At 42.0% G+C, this 22,850-nt stretch carries 26 protein-coding genes; 17 read left to right on the top strand and 9 right to left on the bottom strand.

The window, feature by feature from the left end:
• Nucleotides 1-5: 5 nt before the first annotated feature.
• The 14 genes from gspK to ACYUCY_RS14745 all read left to right on the top strand — a co-directional run bounded on the left by gspK (nucleotide 6) and on the right by ACYUCY_RS14745 (nucleotide 15,295).
• Nucleotides 6-1,019, top strand: a complete 1,014-nt coding sequence (gene gspK / locus ACYUCY_RS14810) for a type II secretion system minor pseudopilin GspK (protein WP_460227293.1) — start codon at nucleotides 6-8, stop codon at nucleotides 1,017-1,019.
• Between the two features lie 73 nt (nucleotides 1,020-1,092).
• Nucleotides 1,093-2,352 (top strand): type II secretion system protein GspL, encoded by a 1,260-nt coding sequence (gspL, locus tag ACYUCY_RS14805; RefSeq protein WP_460227292.1) that lies wholly within the window; start codon nucleotides 1,093-1,095, stop codon nucleotides 2,350-2,352.
• Between the two features lie 16 nt (nucleotides 2,353-2,368).
• The gene (gene gspM, locus ACYUCY_RS14800) at nucleotides 2,369-2,845 is read left to right on the top strand and encodes a type II secretion system protein GspM (protein ID WP_460227291.1); all 477 of its coding nucleotides are present in this window, start codon (nucleotides 2,369-2,371) and stop codon (nucleotides 2,843-2,845) included.
• An 85-nt stretch (nucleotides 2,846-2,930) separates the two neighbouring features.
• Complete coding sequence (locus ACYUCY_RS14795) at nucleotides 2,931-3,677, top strand: type II secretion system protein N (protein ID WP_460227290.1); 747 nt, start codon at nucleotides 2,931-2,933, stop codon at nucleotides 3,675-3,677.
• Between the two features lie 192 nt (nucleotides 3,678-3,869).
• Nucleotides 3,870-4,814: an FAD:protein FMN transferase gene (locus ACYUCY_RS14790; RefSeq protein ID WP_460227393.1), complete on the top strand. Its 945-nt coding sequence runs from the start codon at nucleotides 3,870-3,872 to the stop codon at nucleotides 4,812-4,814.
• Between the two features lie 383 nt (nucleotides 4,815-5,197).
• Nucleotides 5,198-5,776, top strand: coding sequence for an AraC family transcriptional regulator (locus ACYUCY_RS14785; RefSeq protein ID WP_460227289.1), 579 nt, complete (start codon nucleotides 5,198-5,200; stop codon nucleotides 5,774-5,776).
• A gap of 80 nt (nucleotides 5,777-5,856) precedes the next feature.
• On the top strand, nucleotides 5,857-7,650 hold the full coding sequence (locus ACYUCY_RS14780) for a tetratricopeptide repeat protein (RefSeq protein ID WP_460227288.1): 1,794 nt from the start codon (nucleotides 5,857-5,859) through the stop codon (nucleotides 7,648-7,650).
• Complete coding sequence (locus ACYUCY_RS14775) at nucleotides 7,647-10,538, top strand: tetratricopeptide repeat protein (protein ID WP_460227287.1); 2,892 nt, start codon at nucleotides 7,647-7,649, stop codon at nucleotides 10,536-10,538. Before ACYUCY_RS14780 ends, ACYUCY_RS14775 begins: the two co-directional genes overlap by 4 nt.
• 34 nt (nucleotides 10,539-10,572) lie before the next feature.
• On the top strand, nucleotides 10,573-11,265 hold the full coding sequence (locus ACYUCY_RS14770) for a tetratricopeptide repeat protein (RefSeq protein ID WP_460227286.1): 693 nt from the start codon (nucleotides 10,573-10,575) through the stop codon (nucleotides 11,263-11,265).
• On the top strand, nucleotides 11,266-11,844 hold the full coding sequence (locus tag ACYUCY_RS14765; RefSeq protein ID WP_460227285.1) for a hypothetical protein: 579 nt from the start codon (nucleotides 11,266-11,268) through the stop codon (nucleotides 11,842-11,844).
• A gap of 665 nt (nucleotides 11,845-12,509) precedes the next feature.
• Nucleotides 12,510-13,172: a MotA/TolQ/ExbB proton channel family protein gene (locus ACYUCY_RS14760; RefSeq protein ID WP_460227284.1), complete on the top strand. Its 663-nt coding sequence runs from the start codon at nucleotides 12,510-12,512 to the stop codon at nucleotides 13,170-13,172.
• A 71-nt stretch (nucleotides 13,173-13,243) separates the two neighbouring features.
• Nucleotides 13,244-13,783, top strand: coding sequence for an ExbD/TolR family protein (locus tag ACYUCY_RS14755; RefSeq protein ID WP_460227283.1), 540 nt, complete (start codon nucleotides 13,244-13,246; stop codon nucleotides 13,781-13,783).
• Entirely contained in the window at nucleotides 13,780-14,316 is a 537-nt protein-coding gene (locus ACYUCY_RS14750) for an ExbD/TolR family protein (protein WP_460227282.1), read from the top strand. The genes ACYUCY_RS14755 and ACYUCY_RS14750 overlap by 4 nt, the downstream gene beginning before the upstream one ends.
• A 1-nt stretch (nucleotide 14,317) precedes the next feature.
• The gene (locus tag ACYUCY_RS14745; RefSeq protein ID WP_460227281.1) at nucleotides 14,318-15,295 is read left to right on the top strand and encodes an AgmX/PglI C-terminal domain-containing protein; all 978 of its coding nucleotides are present in this window, start codon (nucleotides 14,318-14,320) and stop codon (nucleotides 15,293-15,295) included.
• 56 nt (nucleotides 15,296-15,351) lie between these two features.
• On the opposite strand, the gene ACYUCY_RS14740 is transcribed toward ACYUCY_RS14745, so the two are convergent.
• The 6 genes from ACYUCY_RS14740 to ACYUCY_RS14715 all read right to left on the bottom strand — a co-directional run bounded on the left by ACYUCY_RS14740 (nucleotide 15,352) and on the right by ACYUCY_RS14715 (nucleotide 18,488).
• A complete protein-coding gene (locus ACYUCY_RS14740; protein WP_460227280.1) occupies nucleotides 15,352-15,834 on the bottom strand; it encodes a GNAT family N-acetyltransferase in 483 nt (160 codons plus the stop codon).
• Entirely contained in the window at nucleotides 15,831-16,235 is a 405-nt protein-coding gene (locus ACYUCY_RS14735; RefSeq protein ID WP_460227392.1) for a CopD family protein, read from the bottom strand. The genes ACYUCY_RS14740 and ACYUCY_RS14735 overlap by 4 nt, the downstream gene beginning before the upstream one ends.
• Nucleotides 16,236-16,302: 67 nt before the next feature.
• Nucleotides 16,303-16,752: a hypothetical protein gene (locus ACYUCY_RS14730; RefSeq protein ID WP_460227279.1), complete on the bottom strand. Its 450-nt coding sequence runs from the start codon at nucleotides 16,750-16,752 to the stop codon at nucleotides 16,303-16,305.
• A gap of 60 nt (nucleotides 16,753-16,812) precedes the next feature.
• On the bottom strand, nucleotides 16,813-17,097 hold the full coding sequence (locus tag ACYUCY_RS14725; protein ID WP_460227278.1) for a DUF3634 family protein: 285 nt from the start codon (nucleotides 17,095-17,097) through the stop codon (nucleotides 16,813-16,815).
• A 132-nt stretch (nucleotides 17,098-17,229) separates the two neighbouring features.
• Complete coding sequence (locus ACYUCY_RS14720; protein ID WP_460227277.1) at nucleotides 17,230-17,709, bottom strand: cupin domain-containing protein; 480 nt, start codon at nucleotides 17,707-17,709, stop codon at nucleotides 17,230-17,232.
• 71 nt (nucleotides 17,710-17,780) lie between these two features.
• Nucleotides 17,781-18,488: an SIMPL domain-containing protein gene (locus ACYUCY_RS14715; RefSeq protein ID WP_460227276.1), complete on the bottom strand. Its 708-nt coding sequence runs from the start codon at nucleotides 18,486-18,488 to the stop codon at nucleotides 17,781-17,783.
• A gap of 174 nt (nucleotides 18,489-18,662) precedes the next feature.
• Between ACYUCY_RS14715 and ACYUCY_RS14710 the strand changes: the two genes are divergently transcribed.
• Nucleotides 18,663-19,313: a hypothetical protein gene (locus ACYUCY_RS14710; protein WP_460227275.1), complete on the top strand. Its 651-nt coding sequence runs from the start codon at nucleotides 18,663-18,665 to the stop codon at nucleotides 19,311-19,313.
• A complete protein-coding gene (locus ACYUCY_RS14705) occupies nucleotides 19,261-19,647 on the top strand; it encodes a hypothetical protein (protein ID WP_460227274.1) in 387 nt (128 codons plus the stop codon). The genes ACYUCY_RS14710 and ACYUCY_RS14705 overlap by 53 nt, the downstream gene beginning before the upstream one ends.
• Nucleotides 19,648-19,689: 42 nt before the next feature.
• On the opposite strand, the gene ACYUCY_RS14700 is transcribed toward ACYUCY_RS14705, so the two are convergent.
• The 3 genes from ACYUCY_RS14700 to ACYUCY_RS14690 all read right to left on the bottom strand — a co-directional run bounded on the left by ACYUCY_RS14700 (nucleotide 19,690) and on the right by ACYUCY_RS14690 (nucleotide 21,855).
• Entirely contained in the window at nucleotides 19,690-20,445 is a 756-nt protein-coding gene (locus ACYUCY_RS14700) for a class I SAM-dependent methyltransferase (RefSeq protein WP_460227273.1), read from the bottom strand.
• 62 nt (nucleotides 20,446-20,507) lie between these two features.
• The gene (locus ACYUCY_RS14695) at nucleotides 20,508-20,858 is read right to left on the bottom strand and encodes a DUF1493 family protein (protein ID WP_460227272.1); all 351 of its coding nucleotides are present in this window, start codon (nucleotides 20,856-20,858) and stop codon (nucleotides 20,508-20,510) included.
• Nucleotides 20,859-20,925: 67 nt separating this feature from the next.
• A complete protein-coding gene (locus ACYUCY_RS14690) occupies nucleotides 20,926-21,855 on the bottom strand; it encodes a DUF4124 domain-containing protein (RefSeq protein WP_460227271.1) in 930 nt (309 codons plus the stop codon).
• A gap of 203 nt (nucleotides 21,856-22,058) precedes the next feature.
• Between ACYUCY_RS14690 and ACYUCY_RS14685 the strand changes: the two genes are divergently transcribed.
• Nucleotides 22,059-22,286 carry a hypothetical protein gene (locus ACYUCY_RS14685; RefSeq protein WP_460227270.1) on the top strand — a complete coding sequence of 76 codons (228 nt, stop codon included), beginning with the start codon at nucleotides 22,059-22,061 and terminating at the stop codon, nucleotides 22,284-22,286.
• Nucleotides 22,287-22,850: the final 564 nt, after the last annotated feature.

Below are 22,850 nucleotides of genomic sequence, written 5' to 3'. Positions count from 1 at the left end.
AAGATATGTTGATACTAAAAGCGAAGAGGAAAAATGAACACGGCGCAGCTCTAGTACTCGCGATTTTAATTGTCGGTATTGTTACGGCTTTAGCGGTGAAGTTTTCCTTGAGTTTTATTCTTAACTCGACGCGAGCGGAAAACCGCCTGTATGGATCGCAGGCACAATCTTATTTATTAGGCGCGGAAATTTTAGCAGGTGTGATCCTGGAACAGGACGCTGAGGAATCAGCAACCGATAATCTAAGTGAAGTATGGGCACAAGACGCGCCGCCCTTTCCAACGGATGATGGACTGTTAGAAGCGAAGCTAGAAGATGCTTTGGGGCGACTTAACTTAAATAGTTTGGATGGCAGTGTTGGTGCGAACAGTAATCCGAATAATATCCCGGCCTTACGATTTACACCGCAACAGCGTCGATTCATTCGCTTGCTACAAATTTTTGAAGAGCCAGCATTAACAGAAGATGAAGCGATTGAAATTACTGAAGCAGTAATTGATTGGATAGATAAGGATGATGATGCCAGTGGTTTTGGCGGCGCCGAATCTTTATTTTACAGTGGCGAAGAACCGCCCTATCAGGCAGCGAACACACTATTTAGTAGTGTTAGTGAATTGCGATTGGTACGGCATATGACTCCGGAGCTCTACCAACAGCTCGAACCGTTATTGGTGGCATTACCAGAGAATACCGATTTAAATGTCAATACAGCCTTGCCGGCTTTATTGCGCACACTAAATAATCCGACCAGCCTTCTACCTTTAGAGGAAGAAGAAATTGAAAGTTTGCTTGAAGATCGCGAGTTGCAGCAGTACGAAACCGTGAATGATTTTTTTAATAATCCGCTGGTACAAACTTTAGCACCAGACTTAGATCCCGCGGGTTTTGGTGTCGAAAGTAATTATTTTATTTTGCATGCAAAAGCATCCGTAGGCGATCAAGAACGATTTTTGCAAAGCTATTTATTTCGAGACGATAAGAAGCTACGAACACTGCGAAGACGATACACAAGTTATTAATATAGATTGCTTCGATTGTCGTTAGTGAAGAAAAAATTGAATATAAAAAAGTGAATGAGGGTGTAACGCCAGAATGGCTAACAAAAAAATTACAACACAAGTGATGATAAAACTTTTATCGCGTGACGATGAAGGTGTAGCACATTACATGTGGCGACGTTGCGACGATCAAGGTCGTTGGTTGGGTGAGGCGCAACAAGGCGATATTGAATTATTGCAAACCTTATTACCTGGAAATCACGTAGAAGTGTGTTTGGTGCTTTCTGGTACAGACGTCGTATTACAAGATGTTCCTTTTAATACTAAAGAACGTCGTCATTTGGCGCGAATGATACCTTTTGAATTAGAAGATGAATTAACCAGTGAAATAGATGAATTACATTTCGCGCTAGCGGCACCCAGTGACGATGCGGTAACAACGGCTTATGTCGACAATGATTGGCTCGCGCAACAAATTACTGAGCTAGAAGCGGTAAATTTTGAAGTTAGCCACTGTATTCCTGAGCCTTTGTTGTTGCCTCACACTGCGGGGAGCTGGACGCTTCATCTATCCAACCAACAGTTAATGATGCGACAAGACGAGAATCTTGGTTTTACTGTCGAAGAAAGTTTAGCAGCAGTAAGTATAGAGGCCTTAAGTCAGTCAGCCGCGACACCAGAGAATTTGTTACTGCTTGCGCCAAACGAAGAACAACTCAACACACTCTATGGTCTGATCCCGCCGCATTTAGAACAAAATATTATCGCAGAACAAATCGAATCTAGACTCGCCGATTATTGGCAAAGCATTTCGTTCCAAAATGCTCCCTTATTAGATTTACGCCAAGGCCGCTACGCACGGCAATTTCCTTATATGAAATGGTGGCAGCAGTGGCGATCAGTCGCCGCAGTCGCTCTGGTTTCCCTAGTGGCATATCTTGGTGTCAGCATTGGTCAAATTCAAATTGCTAACTCGCAACAAAAAGAATTACGACAACAAATAAACGATACCTATCGTCAGGTTGTTCCCCAAGGGGCTGTTGCGAACGCTGAACAACAGTTAAAACAAAAAATCGCCCAATTTGAGGGTTCGGGTGGCGGCGGTAGCGTAGTTGCTTTACTCGCGAAAATTGCTCCGATCATTGCTGAAAACGATGACGTTAACTTACGTGATTTACGCTACGTCGATCAGAGCGGCGAAATGCAATTAACTTTGCAAGCAAAAAACTATGACACGATTTCTAAACTCGAAAGCGCAATTAAAAAGAGTGGTCTAGAAGCGAAATTGTTAAATACCAGTAGAGCCGGTGATGAACAGCAGGCGCGCATGGTCGTATCGAGGGCTGGTATATGAGTGCGGAGTTAAGAATATGAAATGGTTTCAAGAGCAAACACGCCGAGATCAAATAGCAATTATTATTTGCAGCGTATTGGTTGGCGTATTTTTATTGTGGATTGTCCTCATCAAACCTTTATCTGTCGCCGCTGATAGAGCAAATGAAAGTTATCAATTAACTGCCGAATCGTTAGCGCGAGTAAAAACACTTGCTGCCAGTTTAAAATATTATCAAACCAGTGCGGCGACACGTCCTCGCGCGCAACAAATTAGTATTCAAGGCGCCGTTAATACATCGGTGCAATCCGCGGGCTTGTCATTTACCAGTTTGGTACCAAGTGCAAATGGCGAAGAGGCTTCTGTGCGCTTTGAAAGCGCAAATTACAAAAATATTATTCAATGGCTACATTCCCTCGAATCGATCTATGATATTCAAATTGCGAGTTTAAATTTGACCGCTGGTATTCAGCCGGGTCAAGTAAGCGTCAATATTAGATTGCGAAAAAAATAAATTTTGTAGAAATTAAAAGAACCTTTGTATAACACGCCAAGTTTTTCAAAGGTATTATTTATTCTCCTGTTATGAAACGAGCATTATGAAAAAACTTCCTTGGATTTTGTTATTTGCCGCGTTTTGGTTGGCGTTGGTTGTTAGAGCAACCCCTGCGCAGTGGGGGGTTTGGTTTGCCGATCCGCCACTACAAATGGATGGTGTGTCAGGCACGCTTTGGTCGGGTAGCGCCGCAAGTGTTGTTGTGCCGATTCAAGGCGGTAGTTATTCTTTAGGCAGTTTGAAATGGAAGCTCAAACCCTTGTCGTTATTAACTTTGTCACCTTGTGCAGAAGTTGAAACCCGCTTAGATATCCAAACAATTTCCGGTCTTGCTTGTGCTGGAATCGGTGGAGATTTCACACTTGAAGATATGCAGCTAACGGTCCCAGCTGCAGCGGTAGCAGATTTATGGGCCTTGGTAAAAGTTGAAGGTGATATTTCTGTTCAGCTAGAATCCGCTGAGTTTAATCAAGCAGCCGTGACTCAATTACAAGGTAAAGGCAGTTGGACGCAAGCCCGTTATCACAACAGCGAGAGCTGGTTAGGTTTAGGAACAATAGCCTTCGATTTATCTGAAGACGGTAGTGGTGGTTTAAAAGCGAAAATATTTGATATCGAGGGCCCGTTAAAATTAGATTTAAACACGCAGTTTTCAATGTCCGGTGCATATGATATCCGCGGTAATATTGATCTTCGCCAAGAAGCGCCAGTAGAAATTGGACAGTTGTTACAGGTTATTGCCAATCAAAAAGGGCAAAATAGTTTTTCTGTTGAATGGAACGGCAGTTAATTGATATAAAATCAATTATTAGTTAAAAAGTGAAATTTTTTAATCGATAGGTTTTCCATGAGACGAAATGATTCGCGGCGAATTTTAAAAACTTTATCGATACAGCGAATCAAACGCGTTGTCTGCGCTCTAATTTTTTTTGCTAGCTCACCTAATGTCTTTGCCGAATGGTATAGCGAAGAACGAGCAATAATGGGAACCGCTATCAGCGTGACCTTATGGCATGAAGATGAGAATACTGCTAAACGAGCTATCGCCGCAGTAATGGCGGAAATGCACCGCATCGACAATACCCTTAGCCCTTATAAATCGGAAAGTGAATTATCTCGCGTCAACCGAGAGGCGGCGGGCAAACCGATTTCAATCTCCCCGGAGCTCGTAAACATTATCGATAAAGCCCTCTACTTTAGTCGTTTAAGTGAAGGCGCATTTGATATTAGCTTCGCCAGCGTTGGCCAATATTACGATTACCGGAACCGCCAGCAACCTCAGGACAAGCAGCGTGAAGACCTACTTGCCGCAATTAATTATCAATTAATTGAACTCGATAAAAGTAAATCTACTGTTCACTTTAAGCACCCACAATTGAAAATTGATCTCGGCGGTATTGCCAAAGGCTATGCGGTTGATCGCAGCATCGCCTTGCTAAGGCAATTTGGCGTTGAACACGCGACCGTTAGCGCTGGTGGTGATAGCCAAGTTTTGGGGGATCGCAGAGGTCAACCGTGGATTATCGGCATCAAAAACCCTCGGGGGCAGGCGCTAGAGCCTGCTGAAATCGGCAAACAAGAGAAGATCGACAAGGCCGCGATCTTGCTGCCCTTAGAAAATGTTGCCATTTCAACCTCGGGGGATTATGAGCGTTTTTTCATCGATGAAGATAGTGGTGAGCGAGTTCACCACATCCTAAATCCAAAGACTGGTAAATCAACCACCGGCATAGCCAGTGTCAGTATTCTGGGTCCCCGAGGCTTTGATACCGATCCGTTGTCGACTACAGTATTTGTATTAGGGGTGGCAAAGGGCTTGCATATCGTGAACCAGTTGGCGGAATTTGACTGTGTGATTATCGATTCCCGCGGCGATGTGCATTACAGCGATGGGCTAATGCCGCCGGTCACATCTAAGCAAAATTAATGGCAAAGAAGCGCTAAAATTCAATGAGTTGGACCAAGAAGCTAAAAAGTTGCCAATAACTTGTGTGCTAATGCGCACAACGGATTTAGACAAATCAGTAAACTGTTAAGCTTGAAAGCCGCCACATATCCACGGAGATAACATTCATCAAATAGTTTCAGGATGCGCACGAATTAAACAATTGATGTTCGGCGAATGATGGAATGTGAACCCTTTCACAAAAAATGATGCTGTAAATCAGCTTGGTGATGGACACTAAGTGCCAAAAGCCGAAGGCTGCTTTGAAACACTGACTACAAAACGTAGAAAGACTACTTAGAAAAACAACAACAGAATATTTACAAACTAGCTTGCACTACGAGTGGCGAGAGGAGAAACATTTAATGCGATCACAGCAAAGACCGCGAGCGCAGAAATTTTCATGGCTTAAGATTGTGTCAATGCTTGGCTTGGTAATAGCTTTGCCATTTACTCAATTGTCGTTCGGCCAGGATGAAAGCGATGCAGAGCCAGCAAAACCGCTCACCAATCAAGTGGAAGATTTAAAGCAAGCCGTGCTTGATTTGAATCGCGACTTATTAATTCTTGAAGAAGAATTATTATTTCCCGCCAACACACAGATCGCGATATTTTTATCAATGGATGTCGGCGAATTTTTTCAGCTTGACGCAGTAAAAATAAATGTCGATAACAAACTGGTAGCCAGTCATCTCTACACTCCTCAGCAAGCTGACGCATTATTTCGTGGCGGCGTTCAACGTGTATACATTGGCAATTTGCGATCCGGTACGCATGAGATCACCGCATTTTTTACCGGCAAAGGGCCAGAAGGCCGAGAGTACAAACGAGCCGCGACGATCAGTTTGGAAAAAGAACTTGATCCAAAAATGCTTGAACTTCGCATAGTCGACTCCACCACTAAATTGCAGCCGGTATTTGATATAAAAGAATGGGAACTGTAAAACTTCATTTGTGCCGGTGGTGCATACTTCCGCTGTTATTCCTTAGTTGCTCGGCATTTGCAGAGAAGCCGCTTTCGAGTGTGGCCGATCTTCGCTATGGCGCTGCACTTTATGAATATTATCAGGGCAACTATCTTGACGCCTTAACTGAACTCATGATTGCAGAACAACGCGGTGGTATTAAAGGCCACGGTGATAATCCCAAATTAATAGAAGGCGGGATCAGTCTTTCTTTTGGTATGGAACAAAAGGCAGGCGATATTTTTTCAGAGTTATTAGTTGCTGATGAAAATGGTGAGTTTAGCCGACCATTAGAAGTGCGCAATGCCGCATGGTTCTATTTGGGAAAGCTGCGTTATCTTCGTGGCGATTGGGATGGCACTGACGAGAGTTTCAAAAATATTGGTGGTCGTTTTGATCCGGCTTTGTTGTCCGAATTAGAATCCTTGGCGATTAATTTGTCTATTCGTCAAAACCAACTTGAAAAAGCTGAGGGTGATTTAGCTCGTGCCCGATACGTCGATGACATGTTGCCCTATCTCTATTACAACTTGGGCAATGCTTATAGTCGTCAACAGCAGTACGATAAAGCCATCGAGTACTACAACAAACTTATCGAATTTCCTTTTAGCGTTAACCTCGCTGTTCGCGAAGAACAATTGGTTTTATATGACCGAGCGTTAACCGCGGCAGGTTATGCTTACGTACTTCAAGGTCAACCAGAAAAAGCCATCGAACAGTTTCTTCAAGTGCGCTTAGACAGCCCGTTTTCCGATCGCGCATTATTAGGTTACGGTTGGGCTGCGTTCGATATGGAAGACTACACGATAGCCCTGAAACCTTGGCAAGAATTAAGTCGTCGTTCCCTGGTGTTCGCAACGACTCAAGAAGCCATCATTGCCGTTCCCTACACTTATGAAAAACTACGAGGTAATGGCGAGGCGTTACAAGCCTATCTTTCTGCAGAAGGCGCCTTCGAAAAAGAAATTGCTCGTATTGATGAAGTCATGGCAGAAATCGATGAGCTCGATTTATTAGCGGCATTTAAGATCGACGAAACCGACGAAAGAAATTGGTTTTTATTGGATGAAAATGCTGGCGTTAAACCTCACCTCACCTATCTCACCGAATTATTTTCATTAAATCGTTTTCAAGGTGCTGTGCAAGAGCTTCGTGATCTTTTGAATATCTCTGCGGAACTCGATGTTTGGCATGAAAAATTAGAATCTTACGAATACATGTTAGACATACGTCAGATCTATCGTGATAACCGTATTGCAGATATTCAACAGCGTGGCCTCAACGAAAACGTTGAGCAGTTAATGGTAAAGCGCGATGTTTTAGATGCTGAATATAAGCGTATTATTGCGGAGCGCGATTATTTCAGCTTAGTAAAAGACGATGAAAATGAGTTGGTAAGTATTGTCGAGCGAATGGAACGTAATATTGACATTGTGCGCCGAGCCGGTGAGCCTACCGATGAATACGAAGAACAGTTACGACGATTTAAAGGCTTAGTTACCTGGCAAGCCAGTTACGTTTTTTCCGAAAAATCTTGGGAATTAAAACGCGCGATCGGCGAACTTGATGGCGTTATCCTAGAATCCTTAACAGACTTTGATCGTTTTAATCGTGTCGTTGAAGAAGAACCCGATATCGCACCTTATCGACGTCGAATTGATGCCATGCAGGCACGTCTTGATGTTCAACTTGCCGATATAAATTCCGCTGTAGAGTTTGCTGAGAATGAATTACGCGGGCAAGTACAAAATGAATTAGCCAGCCAAAAATTACGACTACAACATTATATGTCTCAGGCACGCTTGTCAGTTGCCCGTCTGTATGACGAAGTGGCGAAGGATCAACAGCCATGAGACTAATCAGGTCAAAAATCAATTTGCATCGAGCGCGATTACCACTAGCAATCGCAGCGGCAACTTTAATGATTAATGGTTGTACTTGGTTAGCAGGGCCAGAAGAAGAAGTGATTGGTGCAACTTTGGCGGATTTGCAACCGGCACGTATGCCAAATTTGACACAAACAGTACCCAGCGTGAGTTTAGAGGAAATTGAAGAAAGCTATCAGCTCGCGTTAGAAGTCGCGAGCGATGATGAAGTAAGACGAAAAATTTTAATTCGTTTAGCCGGACTGCAAATGATGCGTAGCGAACAAGAGCAGTTGGACGCTACGGAAGCAGGACAATTTTTTACCGATACTATTTCAATGTATGAAGAGCTAGTAAGGCTTCAAGAAGGTCGTCCCGGTAGCGACAAACTGATTTATCAACTGGCCAAAGCCTATGCGCTTGATGGCCGCACCGACGAATCAGCGCAAGCATTGAATCGCTTGGCAGCGGAATTTCCCGACTCCCCTTATATAGGCGAAGCGCAATTCCGTCGTGCGGAGCGAGCGTTTAGTGAAGGCGACTATGCCTCGGCGGAAGAATATTATCGTTCAGTCAGAAATGCCGATGAAGATTCTGCTTATCGTGATAATGCGATCTACATGCTCGGTTGGTCGCAGTTTAAAAGAAATCGCTATGACGAATCTTTAGCCTCGTTCACCGAAGTGCTCGATGGCATTATGCAAGGCGAAGAAAATTTTAAAAATATTGACGCCCCACAGAAAAACCTAGCGGAAGATACGCTCCGTGTCATGAGTTTAATATTCTCCTATTTAGATGGCGCCAAATCGATTAGCGAAACTTATGAGATGGCAGGGGTCCGCTCCTACAACCACTTGCTGTATCAAGCACTTGGTGATTTATATTTAGAGAAGAAACGTTACGTAGACAGTGCCGATACTTTTTCACACTTTGTTAGTAACCATCCAAGCAGTGATTACGCGCCTGAATTTAGCGTGCGTATTATTACTGTGTATGACGAAGGTGATTTTCCTGCGCAATTGTTGCCTGCTAAAGAAGATTTTATTAATAACTACGGTATTTCTAGTAACTACTGGCAACAAAAACCTATTGCCGTTCAAGATTCTTTAAGCCCTTATCTTCACGAATATTTAGAAGAGCTCGCGAAATATGAACATTCTCTCGCGCAGTCATTACGTGACCCAGAAGGCGAAGATTTAGATTCAGCGCAAATTGCAAAGATGCAATCAGAGTCGAGTGGCCATTACGAAAAAGCCGCGCGTTGGTATGAAGAATTTGTCGAAACTTTTCCTAACGATGAAAAAACACCGGGTATGGTTTTCTTGTTGGGCGAATCGTTTTACGAATCTAATCAGTTGGCGAAGGCTATCACTGCCTATGAAAAAGTTGCATATGAATATCTTGATGGCGAAAACGGAGCAGAAGCCGGTTATTCCGCAATTTTAGCCTTAGAAGAGTTAGCCAGCGACGGCCCTGAAGCTGATCGTGAAGTATGGCGAGATCACAAAACCGCAAGCTCTATTTCTTTTGCGGATTTTTATCCCAATGATCCTCGCGCTGCCAATGTTCTCGCGCAAGGCGCACAAGCCTTATTGGCCAAAGGTGAAAATGTCCAAGCTGTTTCTGCCGCTACTCGTTTAACCCAGTGGAATCCTGCCGTCGAACCCGAAGTACTGCAAACGGCTTGGTTGATTGTCGGCCAAGGTCAATTTGATTTAGAGGTTTATGCTGAATCCGAATACGCCTACCGTCAGGTGCTGGCGATGATGCCGCAAGGTCAAGAAGTTGCAGGCGATGGGCCTAGCCGTGCCGATGTTATTGATCGTATTGCTGCGAGTATGTTTAAACAAGCAGAACAAAGTTTAGCGTCTGGAGATAAAGGCGCGGCGATTGACCAATTGTTGAGTGTCAGCGCGATTGCACCGAATACGGAAATTGCTATCAGCGCCGAATACGATGCGGCGACTTATTTAATGGATCTAGAGCGTTGGCAAGAAGCAGAGAGAGTGCTTGTTGCCTTCAGACAAAACTATCCAAACAATCCTTTTGTCAACACCATTCCAGCTAAGCTTGTCGTCATTTATCAAGCACTGGAACAATGGCAAGCGGCAGCGAGTGAGTTAAACGTGATGGCGGCGAACGATGCCGATCCAGATGTGCGGCGTCAGTCTCTATATTTATCGGCAGAATTGTTCGAGCAAAGTGGCAATGTTAATAATGCTATTGTTGCCTATCGCGATTACGCCAACAATTATCCCATTCCATTTTCCGAATCTCTGGAAGCGTCAAATAAATTAGTAGAACTCTACGAAGAAACGGGCGATATGGAAAAGCGCAGTTTCTGGCTCAATAAACTGATTGAGCGAGACGCAAACGCTGGCCCTGATCGTAGTGAACGATCAAAGTATTTAGCGGCAGGTGCAGCGGCGGAATTTGCAGATAGCATTTATCAAAATTTTGCACGTATTCAATTAACCTTGCCTTTAAAACAAAGTTTAGATCGTAAGCGCGCTGCTTTAGATCAAACATTAAAAGCCTATGAAAATATTCTCGATTACGGTGTTGCTGAGTTTACAACCGAAGCAAGTTTTAGAATTGGTGCAATTTATAGCAATCTAAGTCAAGACCTGATGGATTCTGAGCGCCCAGCGGGTTTAGATGTATTGGCTTTAGAGCAATATCAAATCCTACTGGAAGAACAGGCTTTTCCCTTTGAAGAAAAAGCCATTGAAATACATGCGGCCAACGCTCAGCGCAGTTGGGATGGCATATACGATGAATGGGTGAAGCAAAGTTTTAGCACGCTAGCGCGATTGCTTCCTGCTCGATACGGTAAAAAAGAACAAGTAGCGGACTATAGTGATGCGATTCAATAAATTCTCGATCGCCAAACGTAAAGTATAAAAAAGTATGATTAACAGAAAGCTTTTTAATTTGCTCGTGATCGGTGTACTGATAAGTATGCTTGGTGCCTGTAGTTTTTTACCGGGCGATTCCTCTTCGAGTGCGGATACACAAGCGGCAAGTGAATCGGAAGTGACAGCAGAAACAGCTGACAATGTGCCGAATGGTTTTGATGCAAGTGCTCCTGATATCAATCCTTATTTAGCACAAAAAATTAATGTACCGGGTCCTGCACTGTCTGCGTTTACTCGCGCAATTACCGCTATGCAAAATCAACAATGGAGCCGCGCGGAAGTTATTTTGCAAGAATTAACGGCGTCAAATCCGGATTTATCGGGGCCGTTTTTAAATCTAGGTATTGTGTATCGACAACAACAACAGTTTGAAAAAGCGGAACAGGCCTTCGAACAAGCAATTTTGGTAAATCCGCTCAATATCGAAGCGCATAATCAACTTGGATTAATAAAGCGCGAAGCTGGTGATTTTCAGGCATCGGAACAGCATTATTTGGCGGCGATAAAAGTGTGGCCAAAACATGCAAATAGCCACAAAAATATTGGCATTTTGTATGATTTATATATGGGCCAATCTGCAAAAGCCTTACAGCATTTCGAGATCTTTCAATACTTACAATCAGAACCTGATCGGCAAATGGCTGGTTGGATTTTAGACCTTCAACGTCGAATGGCGGGTAGTTAAATGCAAAACAACACATCTTTTTGTGCAGTCATGAAGTGGCAAAAGGTGACAATTTTGGTCTGCATTTTAGCGGTATTTCCCGTTTTTTCCGCCAAGCTCTTTGCGCAGGAAGAACAACAAGAAACCGCCCAAGAAGCAGCTCAACAAGAGAGCCAAACCGAGGCAAGTGAAAGTGAATTGCTGAATCAAAGCGATTCAATACAAGCAACGGAAACAGACCTTGCAACTGAATCTCAGCCGACGTCCCAAGAAAGTGCCGACGAGGCGAATCAAGCACAAAATGCAGATAGCGAAAGTACAGAGCAACAAGAGCAGGCGGCGCCCCAAGCGGCCCCTAGACGGCGGCCACAGACCGGGCAAGTCGTTACCCTAAGCTCAACTATTGTTGGTAACCAAGAGCAACCTCAAGTTCTCTACATTGTTCCATGGAAGCCCGTGGGCGATTCCGATTTGGAAAATCAAAATATACAAAGCCAACTTGATATAATTTTTGGCCATGTCGAACGCGTTGAATTACGCCGTGAACTTTTATACATGGAGCAATTCGCCGAGGCCGAAGAAAAAACCGAGTCGAATTAAAAGCAGTTCCCCACTCATGTTCTAAACTTCAAAATGTCGGTTAGATCACAAGTCTAACGAGACGCCTTCTGCATCTAAGCAAATACTTATTTATAGCTATCTATTCACGATGAGATAGGCACAAGTCTTGAATAAGACCTGTGTCGAGTGACTGTCGGTAGTGATTTGGTGATGGCTAAAGTGTTTACTAGACAACAACTTAGCTACACTTACTTAAGTACTTATCTAGTAGTGAGAGCCCAGTAGTAGCAGTCGCGCTGCAATAGGATGATTAACTTTGGCCCGAGTCTCGGGCCAATTTTTAATCGATCAATTAAACAGTATTCTTAAATGATTATGCCTAGGCAGTAATTGTTAGATCACTTTGTAACATTGGCGTTATAAGATTTGGCGCCCAAGATGTTGATCAGCCAAGATGATTCGCGATCAATAATCAGCGTTCATCAACTTGACAACTGAACTACTCGTAGAGGAAGACGAAACCGTAAACAGCTTTGTGCCCAAATTTAAGAGCCGATGCTTTCGTTTCATCCATTCACGAATATTCAATACTTGCGAATTTCAGCAGCGTGCTAGATAGCGCGATTGCTTATGGTAAAAACTTTTTAGTTTTAGATATTTTAGTTTTATATTTTTATTGAAGTACTTCTAGAGGCGGAAACACTATGAACATCGTTAATGGCATTTTAAGATTTTTTCAAGACGGCGGAGTATGGATGATCCCGATCGGCATCGTTTTGTTTATTGGTATCGCTGTAGCAATTGAGCGTTGGTTGTTTTTAACCTACGCGAAGTCTGCCAACAAGCGAGCTTTCGAACGTATTATGCCGCTTTTACAAAAGCGTGACTTTAAAGGCGTTTTACAAATGGGTAAAAGTTCGAACGCGCCTGTTTCAAGAATGATTAGTGCTGGTGTCGCGCGCATGGATTCTTCACAGCGTCGTGATGATATTGAGCTAGCAATGGAAGAAGGTGTGATGGAGGCAACTCCACGTTTAGAAAAGCGTACGCCTTACTTAGCAACGCTAGCTAACATCGCCACCTTACTCGGCCTGCTTGGTACCATTATGGGTTTGATCGGCGCTTTTATCGCGGTTGCCAACGCTGACCCAGCGGATAAAGCGACATTACTTTCTGAAAGTATTTCACGTGCGATGAATACCACAGCATTTGGTTTGATGTCTGCAATTCCACTGCTACTAATCCACACATTGTTACAAACCAAAACAACTGAAATTGTTGATGGTTTAGAAATGGCTGGTGTTAAATGTTTAAACCTGATGTCAGCAGCGAAAGCAATGGCAACTAAAACGCGTACTCAAGATTAATTGAGAAAATTTTTATTACGTTCAATTACGGTTGTAAAAATCGAAATTAAAAATCTTCAAGGTTATGAGTAATGCGAACACGTCGCCATCATTTTAAAGAAGAAAAAGATCTGGATATCACCTCTTTCATGAATCTCATGATTGTACTGGTGCCGGTGTTGTTAATGAGCATGGTATTCGCTCATGTCACCGTGCTTGATCTGAAGCTACCGGACATGGCCGCCTCACCGGATTCGGTAGAAGATCAAGAAGAGAATCAGATATTAGAATTAGTGATTCATCAAGATCATATGCAACTCAATTTTCCTGCGGGAATTCCATTTAAGCGTATCGATCAAAAAGACGGAGAATACGATTACGAATTTCTGTCTACCTTTTTGCAAGAGTTAAAAAGACGCTTACGTGAACAGGGAACTGAAAAGCGCGATATTCTCGTGCTTTCACAGCCTGATACAGATTACCAAACCATCATCAGTGTGATGGACACCGTAAGATCATTTAAAGCAGTAGTTGTTACCAGCGTCGTAGATGCTGAGTTGTTCCCAGATATAAGTTTGGGTGACGCCCCGGTTGCCGATGACGAACTTGCTGCGGTAGGAGGTGCGCAATGAAGAAGTCAATGCGCGCGCGTCGAATGGAGCGGCATCACAAACGTTTAAATCAAAAACAAAAACTTAATCTAGTGTCCTTGATGGATATTTTTACCATCTTGGTATTTTTCTTATTGGTAAATTCATCTGACGTAGAAATTCTGCAAACCAACAAATCAATTGAGCTACCCGATTCTTCTTCGGAACAGCGTCCTGATACAACATTGGTGGTAACGGTCAACGGAGAAAATATTGTTGTTGCCGGACAGGCCGTTGCGAAAATTAATGATGTGCTGTCTAGCGCGGAAAATACTATCCCCGGTCTTGAACAAGAGTTAAAGCATCAAGCCAATCGTGCAGGACCAATGAATGAAGAGCAGGAAGTATTAGGGCGACCCGTAACAATCATGGGCGATAAAGCTGTTCCCTATACGATTTTGAAAAAAATCATGACGACCTGTGCGAGTAACGAGTATCGCAACATTTCTCTCGCCGTGAATCGCATCGCTAGCGCCGATCCTTTGGCGACCGATAGCGCAGTCGTGGGGGAATAGAATGTTTATATTGCATGCCCCCAATCTTCAGTTGCCTTGGTACTCTTCTGCTGATGAAGACAATCGCTTTTTCAAACTCCTAAAAATTATTGTTGGAATTTTCATTGTTTTAACTATTGCGATTGCATTTATTCCGGTACCAGAATTAACCCGAGAGCAACGAGAAACTATTCCTCCGCAATTGGCGCAAGTGATTTTGGAGAAAAAAGAAATCCCCAAACCGCCACCGCCACCACCGCCAGTTGAAGAAGAACCAGAACCTGAGCCTGAGCCAGAAGCTGCTCCGGAACCTGAACCAGAGCCGGAGCCTGTTCCAGAACCCGAGCCTGAGCCAGAGCCACCTAAGCCAGAACCAGTAATTGATCGAGTCGCAGAAGCCAGAGATCGCGCAGCAAACAGCGGCCTCATGCAGCTTCAAACTGAGCTCAACGATATGCGTGATGCGATCGATGTCTCCAAGGTCGATAACACTAATTTGTCTCGTGGTGAGGCGAATGCCGCTAAGGTTGATCGCTCAATAATTACTAGTGGTGCGCGCAGCACTAGTGGTGGTGTAAATACCGCTGCACTCAGCCGCGATACAGGTGGTGTGGCTTTACTGGGCAGAGAAACCACTGTCGTTGAAAGTAATTTAGCAACCCGAACGGGCCTAGGAAATGAAGGCGGCGAAGGCGGCGGAAGTCAAAGCGCAGGTCGAGGTGAAGCAGAAATTCGGCGGGTGTTCGAGCAAAACAAAGGCGCCATTTTTGCAATTTATAACCGTGCTCTACGTGGCGACCCAACGCTACAAGGTCGAGTAATCATCGAGCTAACCATTGAGCCTAGCGGACAAATATCTGCGGTGAGAATCGTTTCCAGTGAGCTGAATGATCCTGACCTAGAAAGCAAAATACTCGCACGAATAAAACTGATCTCATTTGAGCCGAGTAATGCATCGTCTACCGTAACAAACTACAGCATGACGTTCTTGCCGAACTAACGATATAAAATGGATCAGAAGACTGAAGCTTTACTGATAGAAACTTCAGTCTTCTGCTAATCAAAACCAAAGCGATAAAACTTCGAATCGACTTCCATGATGGGAAAGTTCTCTGGGAGATTTGTTTTGTCAACTATTTCAAAGCCGTTTTTTTCATAAAATCGATGTGCAGCAATAAACCTATCCGTTGTCCCCAAAAACAGTTCTGAAACATTATTATTCCGGCAGTGCCTAAATACAGTATCGAGTAATCGAGAAGCGGTAGCGAACTCCCGCCCGCGAAATTCTTTCTTGACGAACATCTTTCTCAATGTGACTTGTTGATTACCAATATCGACCAAAGCGATGGTTCCGACGACTGTTTCATTCAGAATCGCTAACCAAAATTCTCCATGTTCTTTTTGATAGAAACGAGGAATATCATTCAAATCAGCTTGGGCTTGCAAATTAATAGGGATATTAAATTCTATATTTTGAATATTCAGGATAAGTTGAATGACTTGCTCTTTGTAGTTGTCAGTATATCTACGAATCTTCATAGTGGCTTCGCTACGACTAGATAAATTATCGGTAGTAGTAACAAAATAGGCGTCTCGTTAAATACCCTTAGGAATATCTTATTGGGAAAGTTTCCTGACCTAACAGCTTTCATTAACATTAAGCCGCTAACAACATGATAAACAATTAGTAGCCCAACCAAGCCGATTTTTACATGTAACCATGTTCCGGTGATACCAAAACCAAACCATAGCCACAGACCTAAACCGATCGCAATAAAAGCCATGATGCTGCCAAAGCGAAAAAGTTTAATAGATAAAATTCGAATTGAGCTTGATTCGCTGCCATTCTCTAAACCCATCTTCCAGTGCAGCAGAGCTCTAGGCAAGACAAACAAACAGCCTAACCATGCGATTACAAAAAAAATATGCAAAGTTTTTATAAGAAAATAAATAATCCGCTCCAGATAGCGGGATCCCGCCGACTTAGATCACTCTTAATACATAGGCTTAATTGAGACTGATTTTTCCATATTTATAAGCGTATAGAACTCGTTCTTCATCTAAAGTTAAGGTGCGTCTAGAAATAGCGCTGGCAATAAGTCCGTTGACTATGGCAAGCAAATAGTAAAAAGGGTTCACGCCCATAGCGAAAAATATCGTTGCGATAAGTAATAAGGTAACAGCACCAGGAATAATTCTTAAGCTAGAATCAAAAGGCCTACCGCAAAATTTCACAAATAAACCAACCGCGATACCGGGTATTAGCCAAGTGATGATAGGAATATAACCCTGCGTCGCGATAAGCATCATCAGTGCCAGAGACGGCACTAGGCCCAGAAACGTTCCCACTACAACACCGATAATACTTTGTTCTCTGATAAGTCTTCGTAGAATTACTATTCTTTCGTCGTCGTCTTCTAGATTAGCCTGAGGAGAAATATATGCATCTTCAGTCATCAGAAATACCCCCTAAAATTTTTCTATTTATTATTTGAATTATAGAAATCGGACTCTGGTTTAACTTTTATAAATACCAAAAATATTCCGTATTCTCTGTTGGGTAAACTCATTCATATTGCCGCTAAAGGAAAGTCGAATATCTCGCGAAGATTTACTGGCTATTATCTTTCCTTGATCATGTTTGGATAAAGCCGTTTCGAATTCGCTGATCAATCTATTAGAAATATTCCCTTTAGTTTTAGTAATCTCGCCGTTTTCCACGGTAAGCTGAAATACCGCAGCGCTCCGGTTAAGCAGATAAATGACGCCAACGATCACGACAAGTAAAACGATGATATGCAATGTACCTGCTCCCAACTTATTATAATTTTACGTCCCGTTGATAAAAAAATGGCACTAATTAACGCGTAAATATTCCTGTGAATATCCGATATTGCTGCAATTTTCATAACTGAATGCGTGATTGTAAAAACCCTAAGATTCTCCTTCAAGATAATCAACATTTTCAGACAGCCTAGACATATGTCTGAAACTGCGATCGCCTTGATCTCCGGCCATTGTAAGCACTTTATTCGAATCTGGGTATTCACAAATATCAACCGGTTCCATGGTACTGAGACACAAATAACGTAATTCGTTTTTGCCAGTATTGATAATTTGGTGAGCTAGGTCTTGCCCGCCGGGAGGACAAGCAATTACATCGTGTGTTTTAATCGAGTAACGTTGATCACCAAATCGCAATGTACCCTCTCCTTCAAGGATCAAAAACATTTCTTCGTTAACATGATGGTTGTGAAATGGACAAGCCTTGAAACCCGGCTGCAAAACAACGACATTATAGCCGAGCTTTTTAGCGCCAATCCTTTCACTAACCGGACAATACTGCTCTTTAAACGCTCCGTCATGATTATTTTTAAAATCAGTAATTTCGGATAAATTAAGAAGTGGCTTCATTTGCGTGTTTTCCTCTACCGTTTTTCCGTAAAAACTATAATTTTAATTAGCTATCAACTTACCCTGTTCTTTTATTTAGATATCAGGCCGACTACCAGCTTCACACGCATCGTAATTGAAATTGTCCCCGGAGCGACCGCGTTTTCAGAGAAAGAATTTCTAGCAACAGACATAACTACATTTTGATTCGCTGGATAGATATCATTTGATTCGTCAATGATTGAGATAACTTCGCTCAATTCGAGATCCATGGTGGTCGCGAGTGATGCGGCTTTGTCCTTTGCTGCTAACAGCGCCTGTATTCTCGTTTCATTTTGTAATTCTATGCGTTTGGAGTAATCATAAGAAACGTTGTTGACACTAACAGAAGGCATCTTCGATAAGGATAGCCAAGTAGATTCATACTCCTCAAAATCCTTTAATACGAAGGTAACGGTCGTTGAAGCAATGTACCCTTCCTTAATCTGAGAATTATTTCTGTAAACAATATTTTCACCGAAATTCATGTTCGTAGTTTGTATCTTGTTCTCGTCAACCTTTTGTTTTTCAAGCAACTCAAGTAAACCGCTAACGCGCTCTGTATGTAATTTTGATACAGATTCCAGCTCACTACCTTTGTTCACAACTGACAGAGTCCAGAGCATTAGGTCCGGCGCTACCTCTTGTTTTGCAGTTCCGTACACGGCTATATGGGGTTGAGTAATTTCGTGAGCTATATTGGGTAGAGATAGAGAACATACAACTAAGGCAATTAAGATTCTGATTGTTCTGAATTTCATACTAACTCCATTGTTAAGCATTGGTTAACATTACGTTGATTCGGCTATGTGGTATTCCGCGTCAATCTAGGAACATTTATCTTAAAACAGTTAATTTTATAGAATTCAAATTGATTTAAAAATACCAGGGCAGTATTGTTCGTAAACTCTTTACAAAATACAGCTGAAAAATTGATGAATGATGCAAAAATTTCCTTATCGTTGACCAAAATAAGTATTTATATCCTAGCTCTTACGCTTATTTTTGTAGGAATTTTTTTCATTTCTGTAGAAAAGAATAAAAATATCGAAAGCAACATTGTTAAAAAAGAGAAGGTAACGATACAAAGCACTCAAACTTCCTACATTTCTGATTCACCGCAGCCAATTAAATCTGGGAAAGCAGTCGCTACGCCAGATCCTTCAACTAATGACAATGACCTGTACTATTTGTCCCAGTTGATCGAAATTATTCCGAATCCAAACAAAGATTTTTCGGATTACAATCAAATTCAAGATATTAGCAAAGACCCGCGTATACCCTTAGGAGATATATCGCTACTTAGCGCAGAAGACGCATTTGGTTTATATAAGTGGTTGATATTTTGTCAGACGTTTAATGAGATGTCTTGGACAGAAAAGCGAAATTATAAACTAGATGATATTCCATCTATTCAAGTCGACAAGGGAGAAGAAATCAATAGGCGTATTGATGCTTGTGAGACTATAAACGAAACGGATTACCGGCCGGCCCACGATCTTCTTTTGCATGCTGCGAAAAAGGGTTTGCCGAATGCACAGCGAATACGCAACAACAACGAGTATTTGGACCGGAGGCCGGTATAAGACGATTCAAGAGCTCGAACGCAGTACTGATAAAGAAGAGATGGCACTCGCAATGGAGGTTCGTGAATTTCAAATATCTCTATTGAATAGCCTACATAAGAATGACTATCACATCGCTACTTTTGAGCTGGGTTATTTATATGCAAGTAACAGTTTGAACCGCGATCAGGTTAAGGCCTTAACTTACTATTTAATATTTTATTCGGAGATGAAAAAGCCAGATAACTTTAAGAAATTTTTAGCCAGTTTTAGTTCTGATACGATGCGACCCGTTGATATTCAATTGGCGGTCGATGCAGCTAACAAGTATCTAGATGAAAAATACAATAAATAGTATTTTAAATTTCACTCTAAGACTCGAGCGCCTAAAATCACTTTAGATTCGTTCTGAGTTTCTTTTCTTCGCTGTTATTAATTTATAACCAACATCTAAAAACGAAGCATTTAAAATAGCGCTATTGTTTTTCTTCCATTTCCCGTTTGAGAGGTCTTGCGTTAGCTTTTCCAAACCTTCTGATACGTTATCCAAATTCGAAAACGCAGAAATAGACTGCCGTACTTGCTCGTTAAGATACGCTTCCGGTCGTTTCCAAAACGCTGCGAGAAACCCATCTTTGCAGTCATCGGGTATCAGTAGTGGCTTCATCTCGACTTCGTCAAAATATTTTTCTAACTCATTCAATTTAGGAAAAATTCGTAGATCTGCTTTATAAATCTCGGGGAAGTAATCGCGAGTAAGCCAGAAGGGTGCGGAGTTAGGATCCCAACTAACAGCAACGAATTTATCTGTTGTAACCCTATTAATTTCGCGGAATGCGCTGTCTCTATCTTCCCAGTGATGCATGGAAAGCACGGTCATGGCATGGGAAAAACTATTATTTTCAAACGAAAGGTTTTCAGCAAAACTTTGCTCGACCTTATGAGCGCCTTTCTTTCTTTGAGAAATCATCTCAAGTGAAGGCTCTACCGCCACCAACTCCACACCTTCGGGCTCATAAGATCCGGTTCCAGCACCTATGTTCACGATCTTTGTCGCATCGCGAAGTTCTGCATATAGCTGTTTTGCTATTTTAGGGTCAGTACAGCGAGAAACTGAATAGTTAACGCCGATTTTGTTATATTTTGCATCCATTAGGAATCATTCGTTGCTCAGATTGAAGGTATGAGTAATGCAACGTATCGATATCCCCAATCTTAGGGGTTTACCCACTTTCCAGTATTAGCGCAACTCTGTAGGTGACTCAAAGAGACATGTGGAGCGCTACACAATTCTCGATTGCTTCGACCAAGCATCAGGCGTTGAAACAAATAGATCATCATAGCGATTGGGTTGCCGCCCGCTTCCGGCCCAAAGATCTCTACCCAATCAAAGTTAGATATATCCATATTAAATTTCTTCGCGAAAGATTCGATAAAATCCTTGCCGTCTTCACCCGCTAATTTAAATCCACAGAGCAAACATGTGTTTTCATTTAAATCGCCTTCGGGTTTCCAAACTTCCGAAATGGTGAACTCGGTAATTTCTTTTAGGGATATCTTACTCATTATTTACCTAAGTATAGTTAGATATGACGGGTTAGGAGTGAAGAAACATCTGAACAGCTTAAAAGCGCTAAAAAAATTCTATCGTCTCGTTGCTTTGGCGCTTAACCCAGTTATTCCATTTAATTTCTAGTGCTTTAACTCCGCCAATATAATTATCATCAACGAGATAATATGACAGTGTACGATCACCCCGCTTAAACTTATGCATCAATCGCATCACAAAACTTTGACTTGTCTGAGTTGAAAGTAGGAAATAGACAAACTGGCCTGCTTGGCTTTGTAAATTTTTCTGACCGTCGACAAGCGAATGCCGCCATTTATCACTAGGAAGTTTCAAAAACTCGTCGATGCTAGTCAAATTATTATTGTCGAGACTATTAGCAACACTCCATTGATTACCTGTATGGGGCTCTATATACAGACCAGCGTCAGTTCTTTGTAGTGTTTCCATTTGCTCCGCCAAACCCTCGTTCAGCCATGCAGGCGAATAAGGCACTATAGTGTCGACTACTGCATGGCTTACTTCGTGGCGAATAGTTTTGAATGTGTCATCTCGATTTTCCCGAAGATAGACGACTATTTGATTTTCCTTGCTAAAGTAAATCCCATAAGACGAAACCATATTACCCCGTTTTTTTTGAATGAGGTATTTTGTGTATTCGTTTCTATCTTTAAGAATTAATATATTTACCGGGACGGTTTTATAAATATCAAAAAATAGAATTCGATCAAAAAACTCGTAAACATTATTTACATCGTCGCTAATATTTTTATTCTCTTGCTCGCTTAGCTCGACGCCTATTGCTTTGATATTAATATCAAAGCGAGTCCAATCGGACTTTGTATCATCCAACGCAACTACATCCTGATCAACACCTTGAACTTTTTTGTCACCAAAATGTACTTTCCCCTCCTCGTCTACCCATTTATAGATTTGAGAAAAACACATTCCGGAGGCAAATAGACATATAAGCCCTAAAAACAAACGAAACGACATTAAAAATACAACTCCCTAATTTTTTGCACTCGTGGCGCGATATCTATTTCCGAAAAAGGCTTAAAACTAAATCTATTGTAGACGGGGCTTCGAGCAAAGGCCGGTAATAAACCTAGCGGTTGTTATTCATAACATGCAGTACGGCAGTATTTTGATGCCACCAGGACAAAAGCAAAGGAAGCAAAACCGCAAAAAGCAAGAATATGATGAGACTCTTAAACACAACTGCCAATATTACACCAAAGATCGGCAAGATATTAATAAGCACATTAGCCATGGCTTTATGGGCGGTGGATGATGTACTCAATGCACCACAAGATTCGCATTTGTATCGTAGTGAAAAGATATTTTTGAGTCGCAACGCGTTGTTTTTACAATTAGGACATTCTCTCATTACGCTTCCTTCATTATTTTGTTTTAAATTAATTTGACTCCTGAGACATCCCTCTAGTCTTCAGTAAGTTCACTGCTTACAAAAAGGGGGAGTGAAAGCAGCATTTAGTATATTCCTCTGAGCGTGTGCTTTATGTAACGGAAGTATAGCTCAACGCCCAGTATGCCGGTCCACTTACATATCTTCATCTATACAGGTGCAGCGCTAAGTTATCATTGAAAACTAAACCGAAAAATTCAAGTAACTCTTTGTTTTAATTAAATAAATTTTCGTAGAGATTATTTAAAAACAACCTGTTCGCGCAAGAAAACTTATGACTTTTCGCATTCAATCATGTGAACGGATTGTTGTCGATAGCCTGTCTTACCTTAGGTCTTTGAACTATTTTAATTACTTTTTACGTGTAACTTTCTATTTGGGGTGCTTGGTTATCGGCCAATCGAAATTATCTGGTGGTCGGTTTTTAATTCAGGATTAGCTTGAAGGGTGGGGAATTTGGATAATAAAAAATCGAGGGTATTGTTATTTAACAAAATGTATTGCGATGCGCGGGCGAGACTGGATGAATTGAATCGGATAGTGAGAAAATAAAATCCGATTC

The sequence above is a fragment of the Aurantivibrio infirmus genome, assembly GCF_054767315.1.
Note: the sequence above shows the minus strand (reverse complement) of the source record. Positions and strands in the feature narration are given on the sequence as shown.